The 22,559-nt window shown below is 37.8% G+C and carries 17 protein-coding genes; 4 read left to right on the forward strand and 13 right to left on the reverse strand.

Annotated features, from left to right (window positions below; all coding sequences use genetic code 11):
• Window positions 1-276 precede the first annotated feature (276 nt).
• The 3 genes from HR060_RS11505 to HR060_RS11515 are packed head-to-tail and all read right to left on the reverse strand — an operon-like array spanning window position 277 to window position 5,260.
• On the reverse strand, window positions 277-1,680 hold the full coding sequence (locus HR060_RS11505) for a hypothetical protein (RefSeq protein ID WP_174200446.1): 1,404 nt from the start codon (window positions 1,678-1,680) through the stop codon (window positions 277-279).
• 50 nt (window positions 1,681-1,730) lie between these two features.
• Window positions 1,731-2,750 carry a hypothetical protein gene (locus HR060_RS11510; RefSeq protein WP_174200447.1) on the reverse strand — a complete coding sequence of 340 codons (1,020 nt, stop codon included), beginning with the start codon at window positions 2,748-2,750 and terminating at the stop codon, window positions 1,731-1,733.
• Window positions 2,750-5,260, reverse strand: coding sequence for a CHAT domain-containing protein (locus HR060_RS11515; RefSeq protein WP_174200448.1), 2,511 nt, complete (start codon window positions 5,258-5,260; stop codon window positions 2,750-2,752). The genes HR060_RS11510 and HR060_RS11515 overlap by 1 nt, the downstream gene beginning before the upstream one ends.
• 430 nt (window positions 5,261-5,690) lie before the next feature.
• Between HR060_RS11515 and HR060_RS11520 the strand changes: the two genes are divergently transcribed.
• On the forward strand, window positions 5,691-5,873 hold the full coding sequence (locus tag HR060_RS11520) for a helix-turn-helix transcriptional regulator (protein WP_174200449.1): 183 nt from the start codon (window positions 5,691-5,693) through the stop codon (window positions 5,871-5,873).
• A 206-nt stretch (window positions 5,874-6,079) separates the two neighbouring features.
• The gene (locus tag HR060_RS11525; protein WP_217434913.1) at window positions 6,080-7,264 is read left to right on the forward strand and encodes a tyrosine-type recombinase/integrase; all 1,185 of its coding nucleotides are present in this window, start codon (window positions 6,080-6,082) and stop codon (window positions 7,262-7,264) included.
• A gap of 297 nt (window positions 7,265-7,561) precedes the next feature.
• On the opposite strand, the gene HR060_RS11530 is transcribed toward HR060_RS11525, so the two are convergent.
• The 5 genes from HR060_RS11530 to HR060_RS11550 form a co-directional block, all read right to left on the reverse strand.
• Window positions 7,562-8,161, reverse strand: coding sequence for a hypothetical protein (locus HR060_RS11530; RefSeq protein ID WP_174200450.1), 600 nt, complete (start codon window positions 8,159-8,161; stop codon window positions 7,562-7,564).
• A gap of 391 nt (window positions 8,162-8,552) precedes the next feature.
• Window positions 8,553-8,951: a hypothetical protein gene (locus HR060_RS11535; protein ID WP_174200451.1), complete on the reverse strand. Its 399-nt coding sequence runs from the start codon at window positions 8,949-8,951 to the stop codon at window positions 8,553-8,555.
• A 232-nt stretch (window positions 8,952-9,183) separates the two neighbouring features.
• On the reverse strand, window positions 9,184-9,729 hold the full coding sequence (locus HR060_RS11540; protein WP_174200452.1) for an ATP-binding protein: 546 nt from the start codon (window positions 9,727-9,729) through the stop codon (window positions 9,184-9,186).
• The gene (locus HR060_RS11545; protein WP_174200453.1) at window positions 9,720-10,214 is read right to left on the reverse strand and encodes a hypothetical protein; all 495 of its coding nucleotides are present in this window, start codon (window positions 10,212-10,214) and stop codon (window positions 9,720-9,722) included. The genes HR060_RS11540 and HR060_RS11545 overlap by 10 nt, the downstream gene beginning before the upstream one ends.
• 733 nt (window positions 10,215-10,947) lie before the next feature.
• On the reverse strand, window positions 10,948-11,376 hold the full coding sequence (locus HR060_RS11550; protein WP_174200454.1) for a hypothetical protein: 429 nt from the start codon (window positions 11,374-11,376) through the stop codon (window positions 10,948-10,950).
• 822 nt (window positions 11,377-12,198) lie between these two features.
• Between HR060_RS11550 and HR060_RS11555 the strand changes: the two genes are divergently transcribed.
• Window positions 12,199-13,257 (forward strand): helix-turn-helix domain-containing protein, encoded by a 1,059-nt coding sequence (locus HR060_RS11555; protein ID WP_174200455.1) that lies wholly within the window; start codon window positions 12,199-12,201, stop codon window positions 13,255-13,257.
• Window positions 13,258-13,378: 121 nt separating this feature from the next.
• On the opposite strand, the gene HR060_RS11560 is transcribed toward HR060_RS11555, so the two are convergent.
• The 5 genes from HR060_RS11560 to HR060_RS11580 all read right to left on the reverse strand — a co-directional run bounded on the left by HR060_RS11560 (window position 13,379) and on the right by HR060_RS11580 (window position 19,764).
• Window positions 13,379-14,182, reverse strand: a complete 804-nt coding sequence (locus HR060_RS11560) for a hypothetical protein (protein ID WP_174200456.1) — start codon at window positions 14,180-14,182, stop codon at window positions 13,379-13,381.
• 52 nt (window positions 14,183-14,234) lie between these two features.
• Window positions 14,235-15,041 (reverse strand): hypothetical protein, encoded by an 807-nt coding sequence (locus tag HR060_RS11565; RefSeq protein ID WP_174200457.1) that lies wholly within the window; start codon window positions 15,039-15,041, stop codon window positions 14,235-14,237.
• A gap of 51 nt (window positions 15,042-15,092) precedes the next feature.
• Window positions 15,093-15,902 (reverse strand): hypothetical protein, encoded by an 810-nt coding sequence (locus HR060_RS11570; protein WP_174200458.1) that lies wholly within the window; start codon window positions 15,900-15,902, stop codon window positions 15,093-15,095.
• Window positions 15,903-16,430: 528 nt separating this feature from the next.
• Window positions 16,431-18,569: an exonuclease domain-containing protein gene (locus tag HR060_RS19760; protein ID WP_174200459.1), complete on the reverse strand. Its 2,139-nt coding sequence runs from the start codon at window positions 18,567-18,569 to the stop codon at window positions 16,431-16,433.
• A gap of 187 nt (window positions 18,570-18,756) precedes the next feature.
• Window positions 18,757-19,764 carry an extracellular solute-binding protein gene (locus HR060_RS11580; protein WP_174200460.1) on the reverse strand — a complete coding sequence of 336 codons (1,008 nt, stop codon included), beginning with the start codon at window positions 19,762-19,764 and terminating at the stop codon, window positions 18,757-18,759.
• Between the two features lie 133 nt (window positions 19,765-19,897).
• On the opposite strand from HR060_RS11580, the gene HR060_RS11585 reads away from it, so the two are divergent.
• A complete protein-coding gene (locus HR060_RS11585; protein WP_174200461.1) occupies window positions 19,898-22,315 on the forward strand; it encodes a bifunctional diguanylate cyclase/phosphodiesterase in 2,418 nt (805 codons plus the stop codon).
• Window positions 22,316-22,559: the final 244 nt, after the last annotated feature.

Below are 22,559 nucleotides of genomic sequence, written 5' to 3' on the forward strand. Positions count from 1 at the left end.
ATTTATTGATTTTTTCATCCTGAAACAATCAAAAAATCCGTTCGTCTTCTTTACAACGGCTTCTTAATGGGTGACCCCAGAGTTACAACACCCTCCAGTTATGATTCATTGGGGTTTGACGTTAATACTATACGCTTCGATTTTGCACTAACGGCGGCAAACACAAGGAAGTCTTTAAGTATTTATCGCACTGCATTAGTAAGAGATATTAAGTAAAACCAACTTTAAGGCTCACAATTTGTGAGCCTTATTTATTTCGAATTGCCGACAAACTAATTATCCACTTGTCGTTATACTCAGTACGGCTTCTGCTACTTTGGGCAGAGAAGCTTTTGCTTTATCTTTGATACGTTTGAAGCCACGTACCTTTTGGATATTCTCTTCAATTTTGCCGTCTATTTTATGGTAAAACCCATCAAAATTCGTTGTAGGTATTATTTCTATAGGGTTGATTGTACTGGCAAACACTTGCAGTATCTCTTGACCAAATGGCTCTGCAACTTCAAATTCAGCAATGTTAATCCAGTGATTAGCTTCCTTCGGGCTAATATATTTAATAAAACGGTAGTCATCTTTTGCATCTTGTAGATCCATCAAATAACTCATTCTATCTTCACCGGTTTTGGTATGCCCCACAATATAGTAATAAGCAGGTTGACTTACCTTTAGCATCAAATTTAAGGTTTCACCTTTATCAAATAATAAATTTCGACTCCCCTTATTAGTTTGAAGCTCAACAGAAAACTCATTATTTATTAATTGCTGACTGTAGAGTAAAGTGTCAAAAGTCGGTTGTTTTGGCCTGTATTCATAATTAACGAGTGCTGATTTTTGAATAGCAATCACAGCGGTAGATATAATGCTTCCTTGAAGGTCAGTTAAACTGACTTGCAAATTTAGCAGCTCTTTCAATTCACTATATTGGCCAGTTAAAATCAGCTCAGCATTTTTTATATCTCGCACTGCATTAAGTTCATTCTGCAAGTGAGTTTGCATAAGCTTGGTAAAAGGTGTTATTTCACTTGAATTAACATGTGTAATGGGTTTGACTAAAACGCGTTGTTTTGGTGCTGAGAGCTTTCTGACTAACAACTTGCTAGCCATATCTAAACTGGTGACTTGCTCTTCCATTAAAACCATTTGCTCAATAATCTGAGTGATATTAATTTCAAGGTTAGGTGTATCAAGCTTAGGGTTAAGAAGCGCAATAACCATTGCAACTTGCTGAAGAAGATGGACTTTTTTAAATAGTTCATTCAGAGCTTCATACTTTACATCCGCATTATTTAACAACTGAATTTGTTGCCAATTTTGCATCGCTAACTTTTGCTCTTGTTCAAATAATGCCTGATAAAGCGGCATGGATTGCGAGCTATTGAGCTTTGATTGACACTGATATTCATTCGATAGCTCAACGCAATCAGTTATAGCGCCAACTAAAGGGATACTAGAAGATAATTGGCTACTAACCTTAAAAAAATCATTCCCTTTATTGTCTTGATAACTATAACTTTCACTCTCAATGTTTACATATAAGGTTTGTTGTAAAGCCGACAGAGACTGCTCCTTTGCAACAGCCTGCTTAGAATGATTAGCAAAGCCTTTAAATGTATTAGCGCCTACCTTGATGTTGAATGTAAGCGCACAGACAAGGATTATGATTTTAGTAAATTGGTACATAAAGCACTCTTTCAATAATAAAAAGGGCTTATCAACGGATAAGCCCTAAATCATTTGAGTTTATTTTTTACAAATGATTGGGGGGGGTAAACATGTTTGTCGAAGCAAAAAGCATCATCATTGTTGGAACCAAAATAGATTTTCTTATTGTAAAAAGCAAAACCTTTAATATGATGATGTCCAAAGAACATATAGGGGTTATCGAATATTTGGTTATAAAGATCTAACCCTACAGAAACCTCAAAACTATCCCTCTTATATTCAGATGTGGCAACAATAATACCACTCGGTGACACATCTAATATTTTATTACCGGTACTATCCTCTTGCGCATCGTAGTAAGCCTCTATAAAAAAGTTAAAACCATCAGGACTTTTCCATCTAGGTTTAAAGCCAAGTATATTTTCGATATATGGGTCATCTACGACAGGTTCTAGCTCTGCTACTCTAATAGAAAAAACAATATCTTTAGGTACAAAAACATAAGGTAAGCTGTTGCTCGCTTTATTTTTTAACAAATGAACCTGATGTTTGCCATTACAGTTTTTCAAGCAACTGTATTCGAAGTTAGCTTCTGTCGCTAAATTTTCTATTTTCTTTTGAACATATTCTCTCGCCACTTTAGTGGCGATCTCAACATTATCTAAATTATGACCTTCAAAATATTGAGGTAACCAGATTTGAGTGGTGTAACTTAAGCTACCATCCTCAAAGTAACCATTTTTACTTGCCTGCACAGCGAATTCATTATTAGTTGATGCATTAATCCCTTTTGCTTGCATGAAAAACTTAAGATACGGATTTTGTAAATCAACACCAATTTGCCCTTTAGTCGCTTTGTACCCAGCTTGGTCTAACTGTTGTCTTAACTCAACTCTAGCCTCATGCTCTAATACCAGACGGGACATGTAGTTAATTTTAAGTTTTTCTTCCTTACGAACTTCTTTATAACCACTTTGCCAGTTGATATTATTCCAATCTTGTTGGTATGGGGTTGAACTACACCCAACTAAAAATAAAATACCAATAAATGGCAACCAAGCTGTGAATATCTTTAGAGTAAATTTCATTATGTACGTCCTGTAAACTGAAATGACGCCCAGAAAAATGGGGATAATCCGAGGGTATTTTTCATGTGTAAAGCAGCATTTCTTAAAGATTTTGAAGGCTGTTCGTTTTTATAGTTTTGATAAAACAGCTCCATTAATTGCGCCGTTTCTTTATCACTTACTTTCCACAAGCTAGAAACAACACCCTTAGCCCCTGCTGTTAAAAAGCCTCTATTTAAACCGATGCTTTCATCTCCTGCAGTAATATAACCTAGCGAAGTTTCACATGCTGATAACACGACAAGCTCTGCAGAAATATCAAGATCGTAAATCTCAGAAAGTGTTAGCTCACCATCATCTACCCCACTTTTAGCCATTAATAACGATGATTTTAACGGCATTTGCTCGTTATATAATGCATGTCCTGCATAATGAATCACACCAAATTGATTGGCATATTCTTTAAAGCTGGCCTCTGTTGCTTTGTTTTCAGTCAGTACTAAATTTGAAGCGAATAAGTTTGATACTTTGTGGGCTTCTAACTTGGCATTGGCTAATTTTGGTACATCGCGATCAGAATTAGGATCACCAAAAGCAATAACAGAAGATGTAGCTTTATTTGTTTTATCTAAATAAGTAATAGCACTGGCACTTGGAATAATTGATAACTCGTAGTTATCAATCATAAACTGACCTTTTTTGTTCAACGCATAAAATGGTACGCCATGTAATTCACCATGAGGCACTAACAAAATACGTGCTTTCAAGTGTTCATCAATTGGCTCAACTAAAGCGTTATACAAGGAGGATGATATTTGAGTAAAACGTTCTGTATTATTATTTTTAATAACTTTGGAAAACTCATTGACCAAAGCCGATGAGACAGGTTTTAGTTTTGCAACCTTAATGCCTTTATTATCAACAACAAACGCCAACAATTCTGATTTGTATTGGTAGTATTCCAGAATAGATTCATTGCCTGATAGTAACGACTGAACCTCAGGCAAATTTACAGTGCTAACAGAGACAATTGATTCTTTTTCAGTACCTAAAATGGTATTAATGTCTTTTAATGAATGAGTATTTTTGCGTTTAAAAGCACGGCTATCTTGTGATGAAGAATAACCACTATGCACTAATGCGATATCCGATTGATTAGTTAAATCATTATTAAGCTCTTTGGATAACTTCTTGAATGCCTTTTTATTGGCAAGCATATCAACCAGAGCTCTTGAACGTGAACGCTCAACATATTCAAAAGCTAACTCAACCTGGTTAAGCGCAATAAGATAAGAGATAAAGTTCCAATACACTTCTTGCTTATCACCCATAAAGGTAATTTTCCCAATATCGGTATTCACTATTTTTCTTTGAGACTCAATGTGCTCAATGGCCGTTTTGAAATACCGTATCGCCATTTCAGTATTGCCTTCGGCTTTTTCAATCAATGCTAAATCGTTGTAAACCAGATACTCGAGAGTTTTATGTTGTTTTAAAGCAGGCGCATTTTGTAGTTGAAGGTAAATGTCTTTAGCTTCTTGTTGTTTGTTAAAAACCAGTAATAACTTAGCTTTTTTATAGAATAAAGGCAGGGTATTTAAATCACGGTCAAAGTTAATACTGCCGGAAGCGGTAATTAATCCATCGATAGCTTGGATGCCATTACCTAAAGCAATTTTGGTTATACCCCAAACCATATCGAAGTAATCAATATTAACACTTTTAGATACTTGGAACTGGTTTAAATATCTCGCCTCATCATAACCTTGTTCAGCAATTAAAAAATCAATACTGGCATTTTTTAATAGATAGAAAGCTTCATAGTCAGATACTTTGTTATCAATATCTTTTACTGAATTGATTTTTTGTTGATATTTTTGTGCTAAGGCTGAGTTTTTAGCATAAATAGCGCTGATACCGGCAAGTCTTGCCATTTCAGCATACAGTGGCCCAAAGCGTCTTTCGCCGTGATACTTTTCGACAAAATCGATACCCTTATCAAAATATTCTATTGCCAGTTTAAAATCGTTATACTCAAGTGCTTGTAGCCCTTCATAATAATTAATTTTAACAAAGTCTTTAGCGTAGTTTATCCAGGTAACGCGGTGGCCAACATAGGCCATTCTAGTGAATGTATTTCCGATGTGCTTCTCGTAGCCTTCTTCTTCTTTAACCTCATTAAAAAACTCTTCATATTCTTGAAACCTTAATAATTGAAATGTTTTCCATTTTGTTAAACAGTCGTTTAACTCCATGTACATTTTATTATTAGAGTAAATACCACATACATCATCAAAATCTAGCCCACTAACAAACTTACCACGAAGCTTATCGGTTAGAAGTGAATCTAGCAGTGTATACCCACCAATATCAAAAAAAGCATTCAATCGACAAATATCGTCAGTACCACAAGGTCTGGCTTTATCTCTATATTCCTCTCCTCGTAATTCATCTCCGATAGGAAAGTCTGTAAATGCATAGCTAAAACTAGTGAGGCACACCATCCACAAGATGGATATTATTTTTATCATTCTAACTCCCTGAATTGTTTCCTTTTTGGCGCTGTTTAAGCGCTCTATTCTTGTACGATATATGTTACATATGAAGCAGACAAGATAACAAGGGGTTAATTATTTATTGTTTATATCTCGAATATAAAAATGCTTAATTCTTTCTTGCGTCACTAACACTAAGGCTAGTGTTTTAAGGCATCAAGTCAGAAGATAAACAGACTCCCTTCTTCAATATTTTTTGCTAATTATTACCCTGTTCTAAAAAAATCTATACCTGTCCTTTCAAACCCAAAATACCTCCATTAATTAAAGTAATTAAAAAAAAATCAATTAATTCTTAAATAAAATTGATGTTTTCGAAAAAAAATCAATAAGTTCTACATAGGTAAGCAAATTTGTGACTCATCGTGGATTTGATCTAATAACAAAAAACTTAAGAGATTTTTTTATGGAAACTGAATTATTAACCACCAAACAAGCTTACGAATATCTTTGTGTTTCGCGTTCAACTTTTTACCGAGTACGTGAAACTGAGGCTTTTAAAAAACAAGTTACAACAGTTCGTTTGTTACCAAGTAGTGATCCGATGTACCACCTAACTGATTTAGAAGCATTCAAAACAGAGGATTAAAATAATGCGAAAATTAAAAATAACGAGCTATCTAAATGAGTTCTATCCTGATGACGGACCTTCGCGCCCAACCATAATAAAGATGCTCAATAATGGACAACTACCAGGTGAGCGCATTGGTAAAACGTGGTATGTCCATGCGCCCGATGTTGAGCATTCAGAGGTTGAAAAGCTAGCCAGTTTTCTTGCATCGTAAGGCTCTCATCATGGCGAAACAACGTAATATCAACAACAGTGATTTGCCCGTAGGTCTGTACCAAGCCAATAAAAATGGGCAGTTACGCTATAAATTTAGACGTGTCGACAAAAGTGAAAAATGGCTACCATCAAACACTAGCCGTGCCATGGCGATAGCTGCTGCCAATGACTACAACGCCAAATTTCGCGATATTGATACACTTGCGATTGAAGAATCTAAACGTCAGTTTAACGGCTCTCATAAAGATAAATACAATAAGCCACTTGTTGAATGGATCCCTATTGTTTTAAAACGTATTAAATGTGAAGAGAAAATTGCAATTGAAACATTCAAAACTATTGAGCGAGAGTCCGAGCGATTACTCGAATTGCACGCCCCTGTTTTGAGTAAAAGCTGGGGCATGGAGCATGTGAATGCATTTTTAGCCAAATATACCAATGGTAAATCAAACAATGTTTATAATCGAAAAATAAGCTTCTTGATGAAGATTGAAAGTTATCTTCTTGATGAATCAGCTATTGTAGATAACCCAGCTTCGCGTAAAAAAATGAAGCCCAAAGAAGAGAAAGATCGATTACGTTTATCTCTTGAAGCTTATGAAGCTATCTACCAAGGTGCGCCACTTTTTTTAAAAGTCGCGATGTCATTATCATTGCAAACAACGCATGCTGTTAATGAAATAAGTAAAGTTAAATATTCAGATATTGAGTATTTAAACACACCAATTGTGCAAGATAACTTAAAAGTATTTGGCTACTTAAAAATTCATCGTCAAAAAACAAAACACAAAGAAGCAAGCAGAGTTTCAATACCCGTCACACAAGCGATTTTAGACATTATAGAATTATCCCAAACCGATATTTTAATATCCCCATTTGTCGTACATAAAGCACAGAATAAACGAAACACTAACCCATTATCACAAGAGTGTGAGCATCGAACACAACTAACTCCGAGCTACTTATCAAAAGCATTTTCTAGAGTGCGTGATGAGTTGAAGTTATTCGAACATTTAAAGATGAAACAAAGGCCATCATTTCATGAAATCCGTGCCTTAGCTGCTCACCTTTACGATAAACAAGGTCACGATCCACAAAAAAGAATGGCCCATTCAGATAGTAAATCAACTGAGATTTACAAAGCTAACCATCAAGTGTGGAAATTAGTACCAGCTGCCGAGATTAAAGCTTAGATTTTGTATAAATAGCCCACGGTTTCGTTGACTGCAAGATACAGAAGAGTGGCTTAGCAGTGTACTTAAGCACTATGAACCATGAGCTTACGACGTATATTGAGCATAAATCACAGAGAAACTAGTAACTGATAGCAGTGAACGAACGAGCCTACCACGGTCAAGAAAGTAGAGTCATATCCGTTTATTCAATTTCATTGAGTGACAGAACAACGAAGAATAGTTAAATCAGAAATGACTTCAGTATTGGACGCCAGCTTGTTGGCGTCCAAACAAGGCTTACACTATGAGTAAAATTTATTGTTTCATGAAAAGAGATGACAATAAACGGCTGACGTGCTTTTCCTCAAAAGCTCCAGATAGTTGAATAACATGATTGTGATTTGCCTGTACTATGTAGAGAAGTTGGCTATTCGTATCATAGCTTTTTAACCAGTAAGCATTCATTTTATTGCCTTTGTACTTAACAAAAACAGATGCATCGTTTAGTCCCATAATTTGCCTAGCAACTTCATGTGCTTTCGAAGGTTGAGTAGGCGTATGAATTTCCTCAAAAAAGCTGGCTATGTTACTGACATTTAATTTTTGATAATAACCATTTTCATTTAACCCTCCCGTTGTTTGGGATTCAGTTAATACTGAAAAAATGATCTCGTCATTTTTTGCAAACCATTCATTTTCGCTTCTAAAGTATGTGCCAATTCCGTCAACATTCAGTAATAAAACTTCTTTCAGGTTGCTTTTAGGGAAGTTAAATTGAATGTTATCCATATTGGATATGCTTATTCCGATACAGTTATTACAATCAGATACTTTAGGCCATGGCTTTTGACTCACCTCTATTGCTTTAGCATTTAAGGTCAACAAGCAGAGTATAATTAAAAGATAAAATTTCATATTGCTTGCTACCCTAATATCGACGCTCTATCTAGTTCACGAGACCAAACATGAATGACTTGCCTAGCACATGTTAAAGATACGCTATCCCTAAACCTATCTATCATTGCATGCCCAAAATTTGCAGCAAACCAAGTTATGGTAGCTCTACCGCCTGGTGGAGTAGGCACCCAAGCCAGCGCATTAGAACACTTCCTTGTTTCTATCAGCATTTTTCCAAATATATTAGCAACCTTATCATTTATAGGGCTCGTAAACTTTTGTTTATCATCCATAATTTTTCCTTAAATTGTCTGATAAATTCCTGAATTTCAAGTATAAATAAGCGGCTAAATACAAGTTGGCTAGAATGTCTAGCTACGCTTTAGCAATGCCCTGACTTGTTAGTTGTCTATTTAAACGCTGTACTTAAAACAATTGAGACCTCTTCAGTAATTACGCCATGTCTTTTAAGTAAACTCACTATCGAGCCTGGTTTGCGAGAAAATTCATTGGCAATATTGGGGATACTTATCTCGCTTTGATACATGGACACTACTTTTTGTACATCAGCTTCCTCCCAAGGTAGCCCATAATTTTGGGGAAGCCCCTTCTCAATATTTTCTTGCTGTTTTTGTTGAATAGTTTTCTTAGGCTTTCTTGCCTTAGGTATCAAATTAATTGCTTGAAATAATGCACGAATTACCTCAGGCTCATTATAAGGAGAATTAGATGGTAAAATTTCACCAGTGACTGGGTTAAGACCGTTTGCTAGACCTTCTAAGATTGAAATTACATTTTCTTGATTCATAAAATATCCCTTTTAAACAACTAACAATTAAATAGTGTAAAAATTGCGCACATCCCTATTTTGATGTTTGTATCAAATTCATTAAGTAATTACCAATGTTATGGTAGTTTATCCCCTTTTATTTAACGTTTGAATTAAAGGACCTAATTTAATTTCCCTGCATTTGGGAGAAAAGCGTCTAGTTCAGTAGCCTAAACCTAGCCAGCTATAACTTGAGCTGGTAAAGCTAATGCTATTCGTCTGTGTGACCTTTTGTTGAAATTGTTTTCATTATCTTCTCGGTAAGGCATCGAATGGTGCTAAATTGACAACAATCGATAGTGGTATATTGGCTTGGTAAGTTCTGCTCCATTAAGACATAGAACTCACCTATCTTATCCGGTTCATCAATAATAATGCTTTCATTTTGCCCAGCTTGAATAGCCAAATTTCGCTTTCTAGCCCTAGCCTTTGCCTCCTCAATTGGCAAAGATAAATGAATACAAACAGCTTTTTTACCAAGCTTTTCTAACAACAAATTACTTGCATCACGATCGATTAAACAGCCCATTTCGATGGCTAACTTGCATTTACTTTGCAAACATAATTCGTAGATTTTGTTTGTAATGTCAGAAGATAACCTGTGAAAGTCAGCTTTACACGGTTGAGCTACAAAGCCCGTTATCAAAGTGTCAACTTTTACGCTTTGATAGCCTTGATTTGCCAATTCATTAATAACTGTCGACTTACCAACACATGGTGTGCCAAAAATAAAAACAACACTAGGTGCTATTTCCAAATCAAATCCCGCCCATCAGAAACAGTGCGATAGATATTATTGATTTGTTCTTTAAACTCCAGCCTATAACCCAATAGCCCAGATTCACCGTCAAACATGGTCTCTAAATCTTTTACGAAGTGAGGGTTTCTCATCGCACCTTTTATTCCAGGCATATAATAATCATCCCAAAGAGGCCTAAAACACTTGTCCTCTTTACAGCACACTAGCCACTCATCAAGAACAGTATACCAATACAAGCGAATGGCTCTTTTTTCTTTAGAAGTAGGTTCCCATTTGTCCCTCAAGTTAACACCAGAAGTAAATTCTGATTGAATAGCTCTAATTCGACCTTGAAAATGAGTATGGATTTCTGCGCGTTTTATCGAATCATTTCTTGAGATAGTTCGCCATGCTAAATACGTAGCAATACCTGCAGTAACTGCACTAATTGCGGCAGAAATAGATGATATAGCAGTGATAAGTTCCATGTTTGTTAGTTCCATAACACTTCTCCTTGAAATTAGGACACACGATTGAACGAGTACTTCTTTGGTGGTTTTCTACTCATATTGTATTAACCATATAAGCTAACATAAATTAACATTTATGAAATACTTCAATGTAATCAGTAAGTAACCTTTAACTTTGAATAAGAAATCGTTGATGCATTAAAAGGCTCACTATCAAGAATGAGAACAAACTCCCCATACAAATAATGAAAATTAAATAAGGTGTGAAGAGCAAAACAGCGAGTTTTTGTAAAGTACCGAAGGCTAGGCAACGATTGCTAATATTTGGAAAGGCTTGAACAATTTAATTAAGAAAGTGCGATGAGGAGGTATCGAACCACCGCCAAAACTTACCAGTAAAGTTCCCGTTTTCGCGCATCATACTGCAAACAAGACTGGTACAGTTGAGCCGAGCGTAACACGTCATTGCTTAGAAAGGCTGGCAGCCAACCCCGTATTCATATTCAGGTGCAACCAACCCTAAAACAGATGGTAATCACCATCTCAAAAAATTATCCTACTAAAAAGAAATAAAATCAAAGTAACTTGTTTTTTACCAATATTTATCTTCTTGAAGAAAGAGTAACATTGCTTAATAAGCCGAGCTGTTTTTGCAAAGTGCCGAGAGCTCTCCACCAATTGCCAACTTATTGACTGCTTGACCCCATCTAATTGAGAAGTTGTTGACTAAATCGATTTAAGCGTAAGTCAAAAATTAGCTCTAAACTTAAAAGTACCCAATCACTTTGAGTACGCGTTGTTTCTTAAAGCCAGTCATGATTAAAAAACGATGCCAAAGAGCTTGTTTGATATTACGTTGACCCGTTTTATAGTATCGGATCATCCTATCACTGTTAAAACCAAAAATTTCAGTAGCAAGATCTTTATCGCTAAAACCGGTTTTAGTTTTCACTATTTCAAACAACTCATAAACTAACTCGTGATCGGGTGTTTTATAACCACTATCTAATAAATGTTCTTTTGGGTATTTTTCTATCGCTGCATTGAATAATCCATAAAATGGTACCGATAAGTTTTGCTCTAATTGCTCAATTGCCTCTTTCGTACCCTGCTGCATCAAAAACATACGCTGTTCTTCAATTGACGGGATGTTAAGCCGAGCAGAGTTACCATTCAGTGCAATATCATTACTCATTACCTTCTTCCTTTCTTTACTCGATATGGATTAATGCTAAATCTGACTACAGGAACTTAGTTCCTAAAGGGTTAAACCATAGGACAAAAACAAGAAAACTGTAAATATAAATTCCGGTATATTTGAATTAGTAAGCCAAAAGACTTAGAGGTATTTTGTTAAACATCTTGTTTTATGACTAATAGCCTAAAACGAATGCAAAGCGTTTATTTTTATAACTTTTCTATAAAACCGACTAAAATTATCAGTCAAATTGCTTGGACCATTATCCAGTAGTTATAATTTTATAACTTATTGATTTATATATTTTTTATAAATTAGCTAAAAAGCCATTTTTAGCTAATTTATTCAGTTAAAAACACTTAAAAAAGCTTTAAAAACAAAATCTTGAATTTTGCATTTATGAGACATGGGGTGTCAGGGGTCGCCGGTTCGAATCCGGCCAATCCGACCAGCTCTCTCCCCGCCAAATAAAGCTTTCAGCTTTTTTCAATTCTGAACAACACCTGCAACAGATACAATCACACTAGTGCTTTAATCTTTAATCAATAACCTCATAATCAGATTCGTTTCCACTATTTAAATGGTTAAAACAGTGAGTGCAGAGTTAAGTTAGCAAATGCGAAAAACAGCGTAATTCGCTACTTTCATTAACTGAATCATAAATCTAGTTTGAGCAATTTATCTTGATTGGTTGTGCATTCGTCTCCATATCTAGCTATTCCACCACCCTTGTAAACAAGATGTTACAAATTTGATACATTTTTGTATTTCAATACGTATACTAGCCAATCTTTAAATTAATAAAACGAGTTGGTTTTGATGTCAGAGTTAATCTTAGAGTTTACTCGTAACTTCTATATTCTTGGCTCAATTCTTGGCTTTATTCTCAGTGTCTTGTTGTTTAATTGCCGTAGTAACTTACTAGCTTGTCGTATTTTGGCTGTTTGGGTGGTTTTGTTTAGCGTTGAATTAGCCGAAGTTGTTGCCATTATGTCTCACATAATGCCATTCGCCTGGCATGTGACTTTTGATCCCGTTTATGGTGTGTTGTTCTATTTTTATGCCAGAACATTAGCAAGGTCTCAGCCCTTTAGTGCACCTGATCTTATACACCTATTTCCTGTGCTCTCATGCTACGCGCTTGCGTTTAGTACAGAAATACAATTTGGCCCCGTGCTTGGGCTTTTATATGGCTGCTACACGGTTTATTTCATGTACCAACATCAACGTGAAATAAAAAGGCAGCTATCAGATATCCAAAAAAGCGATCTAAATTGGTTACTCACAATGAGTGTATTCCAAGTTATCATTTGGAGCGCAGTGCTATCGATGTGGGCCTTTTCAGCAATAATTCCCGAGTCATGGAATATTGTTTTAATTAGCACAAGTTTTATTCCCGCCACCCTGTGGTTGTTTGTTCTCGCTTATTTTGGCCTGACAAAAGCGGCAATTTTTCAATTTCAAACACCCGCTAAAGAGACTGTCGATACGCGAGTGAGTCAAATGGATGAAGCTAAAAAACAAAGGCTAACCACACTTTTGTTTGAAGCCATGGAAGGTGAACAATTATATTTGCAACCTCAGCTTACATTAACGCAATTGTCTGAACACATTAAAGCTAGTCGACATGATATTTCTTGCTTATTAAATATTGAGTTAAAGCTCAACTTTTATGACTTTATTAACGGTTTCAGAGTTAATGAAGCAAAGCGATTACTCGAACAATCGCAAAGTAAAATTTTAGCGGTTGCTTTTGATTCGGGTTTTAGTAGTAAGTCAAACTTCAACAAGTTATTTAAAGAGCATACGGGTTACACGCCAAGCGAATATCGCAAACAAACACGGCAGCAAAACTCAGCACTCGTACAAGAAGTCTAAATAACTTGAACATAACCAAGCCGAGGGGTAAAAAGTAAATTACACGTGTTACCCCAAGGCTAGGTTAGTAAGTGTCGCCACACAAATGGCTAACAAATATAGCGACACTAACTGCTAAGGGTTATTCGCCAGCAAAGAAGTAACCCGCTCGGTAATCATCAAGACCGCTCACACTTCGGTTTTGACCACCACCAATTGTAGACGCTTCACCGTTTGCTTGGTTGTCACGACCACCTAAAAGAGCAGCTGCTCGACCATCGCTACCTGTGATGTTGTTTTTACCACCAACAATCGTGCTAGAAGGGCCTTCTGCTCGGTTATCTTCACCACCAGTAATGGTAGATAAATCACCATTGGCTTGGTTGTTATGGCCACCTGTAACTGAAGACCAGAAACCATTTGCTGTATTGAACTGACCACCTGCAACAGTTGACCAGCGTGCATTGTTACCGGTAGTAGCACCTGTACCACCTAAAATTGACGAGAACCAGCCATTAGCTTCATGACCGACACCGCCCAAAATGACAGAGCGAAACCCTGTCGCCTTGTTATTTGAACCCGCTACTACTACAGATTGACCCAGCGCGAAATTACCAGCACCTGTAATAAGCGAGCCGCTCAAACGATAACTATGATTTTCACCAACAATTAAGTTGTGTGACCCCGTTCGTTCATTATCGAGCGATGCATCAGAGTTGTAACCAATAATTAAGTTGCCAAGGCCATTAGTAAGTTGAGTATTATTCAGGCCATTTGTTACCTGTAAATCACAACCACTGATCACCAAGGTATCGTCAATTTTCTCAACACATTGCAGAATTTTGCGAATGGCATCTTCTTCGCTAGAAGAAATGGCTGCATGGGCACCAGACCAAGCTAGGCAACAAAGACCAACCAAAGCTGTATTTTTAATGAGTTTGAACATAATCTTGCTCCAAAATTAGAAAAGTTAAATGGATATAAAAATTCGAGCAGATTTATTGCCCAGAGAAGAAGTAACCGCCTTTGTAGTCATACTGACCACCGATTACACGGTTTTTACCGCCACCAATAGCTGAAGCTTCACCATCAGCTTGGTTAAAACGACCGCCTAAAACGGCTGACTGATCACCAGATGCCACGTTAGCTTCACCGCCCGCAACTGAGCTGACAGCGCCTTGAGCTTTGTTAGATTCACCGCCAATGACATTTGAATGTACAGCTGAAGCTTCGTTGTCAGCGCCACCTGAAATATTTGCATGCGTGCTGCTAACCGTATTGTTATAACCGCCGGCAATCGTGCTATAAAGTGCATCAGTTGTGGTTTTGTTTAACTCACCACCAAGGATGCTAGAGTAGTCACCTTCTGCAGTGTTACGTGCCCCCCCCCAAACACTTGAGTTCATACCTTTAGCGGTATTTAATACACCCGCTACAGCAACGCCCGGTGCCAATGCACTGTTACTTTCACCAACAATCACACCACCTTCTGATTTATAGGTGTGTAAATCGCCAATGACTAAATTATGTGAACCTGAGCGATAATCAGGTGTCGCCCCCTCACCAAGAAGCGGCTTATTGTAACCAATAATCACGTTACCTTTGCCATTACTGGTCGTACTGCTATTGCTGCCATTCACCACTTGTACGTTACAACCATTAACTACTAATGTGTTATCAACGCGCTCAAAACAAGACAGAATGTCGATAAATGCATTTTCTTCTTCAACACTCAGCGCGGCATGAGAACTGGCAGCAACCACTGATAACGCGCCTGCTAAAACTATTTTTGTATAATTAAACATGTTATTTCCCTAAATATTATTCGTCATTATTTGGATGGAGATCAGAAAGGGCTAGTTATCGGCTTTCATATTGCCAGCACGGAACTCATAGTTTTTATCTGTAGAACGATTTAAACCACCACCAATTGTTGAAGTAAAGCCACCTGCGTTATTGCCTTTACCACCGAGAATAGAAGCGGCTTCATTAGATACGGTATTTTGCTCACCACCAACGATAGTGCCTTGGTTACCTTCAAATGGAATGCGGTTAAAGCGACCACCAGATACAGAGCCACGTTGCCCATCTACAAAATTGGCAAAGCCACCTGAAACGCTCGTCCAAAAACTATTGACTCGGTTTAGTTCACCGCCAATAACAACACTGGACTGACTACCATTTTGTACACCATTATTTTGGCCACCTAATACCGCAGAGAAGATACCGTGAGAATGGTTGTTTTTACCGCCAGCAATCGTGTTGTTGTGTTGTGTTGTGGTACCAAAATGGCCCGTTACAAAACCCGATGTGCCGTATACTTCGTGCCTGGTACCAGCAATAAAGTTGCCAGTGCTTGTGTAGATATGACTATGACCTAATACAAAGTTGTGTGAACCATCATTACTAAAATCAGGAACCGAAGGGGCGCTCGCTTGATTGTTGTAACCAACAATCATGTTGCCTAAACCATTTTTATGACGCGTAAAACCACCGCCGTTGATTATCTGTAAGTTACAGCCATCAACGCGTACTGTCGCATCGGATTGTGATAAGCAACCCAGTACATCTCTCAACTTAGACTCTTGTTCAGCTGTTAGTGCAGCAGCTGACATCGATAACGCAGACAAGCTCACTAGCAGTGCGATATTTGAAAGTTTGAACATTATTATTCTCCGAATATTATTTTTTGCAAAAGTCGGCAATTCATTCAGGCTCCATCTGATTAACCAACAGCGAGCATCATGGTTTTCTTTACCGAGTTTTGATGTTTAAGACTCGCTTAGTAGCAAGACTCGCCATCAACATTAGTTCGGATTTTTTTTAGTTAAGTCTCGTCAAAACGAATAAGACTCAAAAACTAAAAATAAAATATAAACCATTGAAAAATAACAATTTCACTCTAAAACCAAGGAGATCTTATTGCTTTGATTGGACGTTTTTTTAATGTTTAGCCCTTTAATCGACTAGTGGTCATTTTTGAATTTAAACAAAATCAGCCTGCTTTTAATAAGCACGCTTAGAAATATTGGACAGACAATCGCTCAAACAAGGATTTGAATAGCTATGCGCAGTTGAAAAAACGCCATAAGCGCTGGATAGTGCAACGCGATAAAGAGGAAATTCTTAGAATAATTAATGGTTTGCATGACCTAGCTATAAAAAGCAAAGGTATGAAATACAGAGGTTGGATATTAAGAAATATACCCTTGCTTTTGTTGGGCCAATATTAATAAGTGAGCCGCTGCAATGGCATCATCTAATGCCCTGTGATGATTCTCAAGTGGAAGATCAAATGTTTGCGATAATGGCCCCAAACCATATGAACTTAATTTAGGAAAGTGCTTCCGCATTAATCGAACAGTGCATAACTTTGGCATTGAAAAATAGGCACCTAAGCGCTCATATTCAGTTCGAATAAAGCCGAAATCAAAATCGACATTATGTGCAACAAATATTTTGCCCTGAAGTTGCTCTTTTAATTTGGCAGCAATATCAGCAAATACAGGAGCGTTATGCGTCATTTCATTATCTATCCCCGTTAATTGGGTAATGTGAGCAGGGATTGAACGCATCGGGTTGATTAAGGTGCTCCACTTATCAATGATCTGACCATTTTGCACAGTAGCGATGCCTATTTCAGTGATTCTGTGGTTGCCCGATTTGCCACCTGTTGTTTCAATATCAACCACGGCGTATTTCTGATTAGGGTTGAAAGACCAAGTAACCGTCGCTATTTCGACATTAAAGCCAACCGATTGTAGTGCCTTTATCGTCACCAGTTGGTTTCGGCGAATAGAATCACCGGGGGCTTTAAGTTCAAAGAAAGTCAGTTGCCCTTTATTTTCAACCATTAAATCGGGATAACCATCTTTTAGCGCCTTAAAGTTTTTAGCCATATTCAATAAGTGCTGTTTAACCGCATTGGGATCAGCATGTTGAAGAAATTTTAACAGTCGGGCTAACAATACTTCTGACCATCTAAACAATGCATTTTTCTCTCCGTGATAACGGGTGGCCATCATCATCAAATGCTGTTTAATTTTATTGGGGCTAAGCACATAAGCCAGTATCGCATTTATTTCATCAGCAGAGTTTTGATAAAAATTATCTTCAAGTAATGCATTTGGCATGGAAGAGAACTCGGTTGTTGGTTTGTTCTTATCGTCATAAAACAACAGCTCAAAAAACGTCAAACCAAATAAACTCAGCCATAAACGATTTTCGGTGTAAAACGCCGCCTTTCCTTGCTCTTTCCAAAGTCGAGTAACGGCCTTTTCGGGGCACGACTTAAAGACCTCATCCAATTCAATCACCACATTGGCATCACTAAGTAGCTGGGTAGCGGTACTTCGTTTGATTTTTTTGTATTTAAGTCGATAGAAATCTTCTGCGAACTGGCCAAGTTCGAGGGTATCTGGATTATCTATGATAGCCAGTAAACGCTGTTCTACTTCTTCTTTTTCACCTTGTTTAAAGCGTTCTCGACACCATTTTTCTATCGCTTGCGGTGCGTTTGACGTTTTCCAAATATCAATTGCCAAGTCTTTGTTTTCTTTAAACGCGGCTTTGCCAAGTTCAAACAGGTATTCGTCTTTCACCTGTGCATCTTTTTCTGAAACCGAGCTCGGAAGTGAGTCGAAACCCGATAACAAATTATTTAAAGCACGCTTATCAAACTTAATTGCATTGCGCATTTGTTGAAAGTAAAAAGCATTTTGTGCTTCTGCTTTAAGGTTAAAAGGCGTATCGGCAAATTCGTTTTGCTTTCGCGTTCTCATTAACCCTAAATCTCTGAGTGAAAACGCTTCGTGGCCTCGGGTAAGGTTGCCAAAAAACAGATAAAAGAAATAAGTTAAATCCTCTTTTATCGCAAAAAACTTAAACCCATCAAATAGCCTAATTTGTTCAATAGGCACCTCAGATAATTCAGAAATGGCCAATCGATAAATCACTTCTTTTTTCCAGCTTGCTTTAACACTCAAATCGGCTTTAGTTTTCAGGCAGCTAATGAGTTGCTCTTTAGTCAGCGTATCAAGCCATTCGAGCTTGGCGCTTTCTGGTACCGATTGTACAAAACCGAACTTAGTTAGCGCACTCAATTGCTGATGCATATTGGTAATTTCTGGATACTGAAATTTTGCCGTGTCGATAAAAGGTGTTTTTCTGTTATTTAAACGAACCAATACTGCTTTTAAATGCCGATCCCAACTGACAAAGTCATCAATAAAATGAAGCTGTTTTTCATCCAATAAATGCCGGCATTTCGCATTTAAAAAATGAATCACTTCATTAAAGTGTTCGAGGTAGTAGTAAGTCGGAAGTTGTTTCACGGCACTTTCATTTAACTGTATGTATAGACAGCAACATTAACTTATCTAGACGTTAAATCAAGTACTCGATCAATATTTTTATGCTGGCGCTGTGTAAGTCTGCTTTTTATGAGAGTGATGGCAAAACAACGGAATGGGCAGAGCATGCCAAAGGTTTGGCTCTACTCTGCAATCTAGAATAAAAAAGCTACCAGTTATATTTTTCGATTAAACCTTTAGCCGCTTGTTGATGATTGTGTAACTGGGTGACGGACGCTTTATCGGCAATAAAATCGCCCCACTTGGTTAGCATCGCGTTGGGCGTTAAGTCTGCGCGAACCGGGTATTCGTAGTTGATATCGGCATATATCATTTGAATTTCCGACTCGACTAAAAACTCGATGAACGTAATCGCTGCTTGTTTGTTTTTTGCTGCCCTAGTAACCGCAGCTGCACTGATATTAACATGCGTGCCACCCTTTGTTTGATTTGGCCATAAAATACCCACATCTTCATAGGCTTGTTTGTCGCGCAAACTATCGCTTGAAGATAGCATACCGTAGTAATAGCTATTCACAATCGCTAAATCACACACGCCGCGGCTAATGTTGCGCAGTTGGTCTCTATCACCACCTGCTGGGCGCAGCGCCAAATTACCCACAATTGATTTCACCCATTGATCAGACCATGCTTGACCATAACGATGAATAAAGCTTGCTAATAAAGACTGGTTATATAAATGGCTGCCTTTTCGGGTACAAATTTTACCTTGCCATTTGGGGTCGGAAAGGTCTTGATAACTATTAACCAGCTTAGGGTTAACTCTGTCTTTAGCATAGAAAATGGTTCTTGCCCTGACTGATAAGCCAAACCAATAACCCTCTGGATCTCTAAGCTCTTTTGGGATCACATCCGTTAAAGTCTTCGATTCAACCGCTTGAATAAGGTTTTCTTTTTTAGCCCGCTCTAAACGCAGCACATTAGAAGTAAGCAATAAATCAGCAAAGCTATCATCGCCGTCTTCAATTAATCTCGACATAATTTTGTCGGCTTTGCCACTGACCACATTCACATCGATATTGTGTTGTTGTTCAAATTTCTCAACGAGCGGGGCAATCAACTCAGCTTGTCTGAAAGAGTAAATATTCAAACTTTGCTCAGCTGCTGCAACAGGTGCAAGCAACATAGCTGATAACAGATAAATGTACTTATTCATAACCCCTCACTATACCTCATTGAAATAGCTCAAAAATTAAACGATAATAATTATCATTTGCATTATCGGGTTAAATAAATAGAATGTAAAGCGTTTCACTTACGTTTTGATATTTAATTTCTGGTAACTGTCCTTGTCCACTTTAATTAATAGCGCATTTATTAAAACCTACCGTATCGTTATTTTAACCGCCGTATTGGGTGTGCTTTTGTCTTTCAGCGCATTTAATATCATCCAGTTTTATGAACAACAAAAAGTGACCTCACAGTTTGAATCCAGCTTCAAACAAAAAGTAACCACCTTAGAGCAAGCCATTCTCGCTATTGATAAAGTCATTTTAGCCACTCACCACTTTATCAGCGTTAACCCTGATTTGGATCGCAGTGCCTTCTCTAGCTTAATCGACAAAGACTTCTTATCTAAAACCGGCCTGCGCGGTATTCAATGGGCACCAAAAACAACAACAGACCAAATAAAGCAGCTAGAACAACAAATGCGTGCATCAGGTATTTTTGATTACCGCACCTACCCTTCGGCCATCAACAGCAGTAACTGTAAAAGCCAATGGCAGTATTCATTCCCAGTAAAATACGCCGAGCCATTAGATGCGATTGGCGAAGCTTTGGGTTTTCAATTAACGTCAGACTGCAAAATTGCCAGTGCACTTGAAAATGCAGCTAATGAGCAAACTATTACCTCATACACCTTTGTAAATGACGACGATGAGGTGGGCGTTAAATTGTTCTACCCGCTTATTATTGATGGTGAACTACTCGGCTTTATTGTGGGTGTTGTCATGTTAAACGAGTTGATTGATACCCTCATTGGCGATGTAACGGTTTCTGATGAATATCAAATGACCATTCACAATGATAAAGAAAAGGGGAACTTGCTTTATCAGTCACAATGGCAAAATACCTGTGATGAATGTGAAAACCAAGCGCCACTGATGCAGTTACAAGCTAATATCTCTTTTGCCAATCAACTTTGGTATGTGACCTTTAGTAAGCAAGGGCTTAACCAACACGCTGACTTATACGCCAGTGCAGCGGCCGGGTCGTTACTAGTTTTAACCTTAATTTTATGTGGCTACATCAGAACCAATATCAACCGCATGACATGGGCCAATAAACTAGTTAAACAAAAAACAGAGTCGCTCAGTTACCAAGCATCACACGATCAGCTCACCCGCTTGAAAAATCGCAGTGCATTATCTGAGTGTTTACAAACGTGTTTACCGGGTAATACTCAACAGCCCTTCTCTCCTTTTACTGTGCTTTTTATCGACCTTGATCACTTTAAACGCGTCAATGACACCAAAGGACATTTAATTGGTGATTTGCTGTTGCAACAGGTCGCAGAGCGATTAACCGAATTTAGCCGCAGTAAAGACCAAGCGTTTCGCTTTGGTGGCGATGAATTTATCGTTCTGCTTAAAGACATCACAGATGACAAAACCGTCACTAAAATTGCCCAGCGCTACTTAAATGAGATAAAAAAGCCTTACTACATTGAAAATAACTATTACCACATTGGTGTCAGTATTGGCGTGTCGATTATTGAACAAGCTAACACCAGCTTAGATACCGTGCTGCGCGATGCTGATATCGCTATGTATGAAGCCAAAAAACAAGGCCGCGGACAGGTTATCTTTTTTGACGACAGCATGTATAAAAACCTAGTTCGAGAACATTCACTGGAAATGGCGCTGCAAACGGCTGTTGAAAAAAACCAACTGCGCCTAGCTTATCAACCCATAGTGAATACAAAGCAGCAAGTAATTGGCTTTGAAGCGTTAGTAAGATGGCAACATCCGAGTAAAGGTTTGATCATGCCAGACCAATTTATTGGCCTCGCTGAGAAAAACGACATGATTTGCCATATTGGCGACTGGGTTATCAAACAGGCTATAGCGCAATTAGCGCAGTGGCAAACAAGTATTGGCCCTGATAAATGCCCGTATATCAGCGTTAACTTATCACCGCTGCAATTACAAAAACCAGAGGTAGCCAGTTATGTGGCGAATATGCTCACTCACTATAACGTGCCAGGCAGACGATTAGCCGTTGAGTTAACAGAATCGACCTTAGCTGAAAACAAGAAAGTGGTATCAGACAATATCACTATGCTACAAGCACACGGCGTAAAACTCTTTATGGATGACTTTGGTACCGGATATTCATCCATCAGCTTGCTGCAACACTACCCTATTGATGTGATAAAAATTGATCGCTCTTTTGTGTTTAATTTACAAAAACACAATGTATCGGATCACCGATTAGTGCAAGCCATTATCAGCATGGCCAAGGTCATGAACTTACAAGTAGTGGCAGAGGGTGTTGAAAATCAGGCGTTGCAGTCGGTGTTAGTTGACATGGGCATAGACTTTTTACAAGGCTACCATTACGCCAAACCTTTAATGCAGGATGAGTTTACAGCTTATGTGCAAAAGCATATTGGCTTTAAAAACCTAACAAGACAAGCAGCAAGTAATGAATCAACGCCAGCCAATAGGTATATTCAACCGATTGACGCAGTAATGGAGCCTTAGCTTTTTGACAAGGTTAAAGTAGATACAAAAAAAGCCCACCACAATTGGTGGGCTTTTTTGTATTGTTATGCAATTACCATGAGAAAAGCAATATCAATATTACAAACAAAGGAAAGCCAACGATTAGTTGAAGTTGGCTCCAACATAAAAAGTAGAAAGTTTGTGTGTATTAAAAGGGTGATGATAATTAACTCAATGCTGAAGCGAAAGATGAAAGAATAGCTAAAAGTTAAAAATTAACTAA

Origin of the sequence: Marinifaba aquimaris, from assembly GCF_013328345.1 — a bacterium.
Classification (GTDB): domain Bacteria; phylum Pseudomonadota; class Gammaproteobacteria; order Enterobacterales; family Alteromonadaceae; genus Marinifaba; species Marinifaba aquimaris.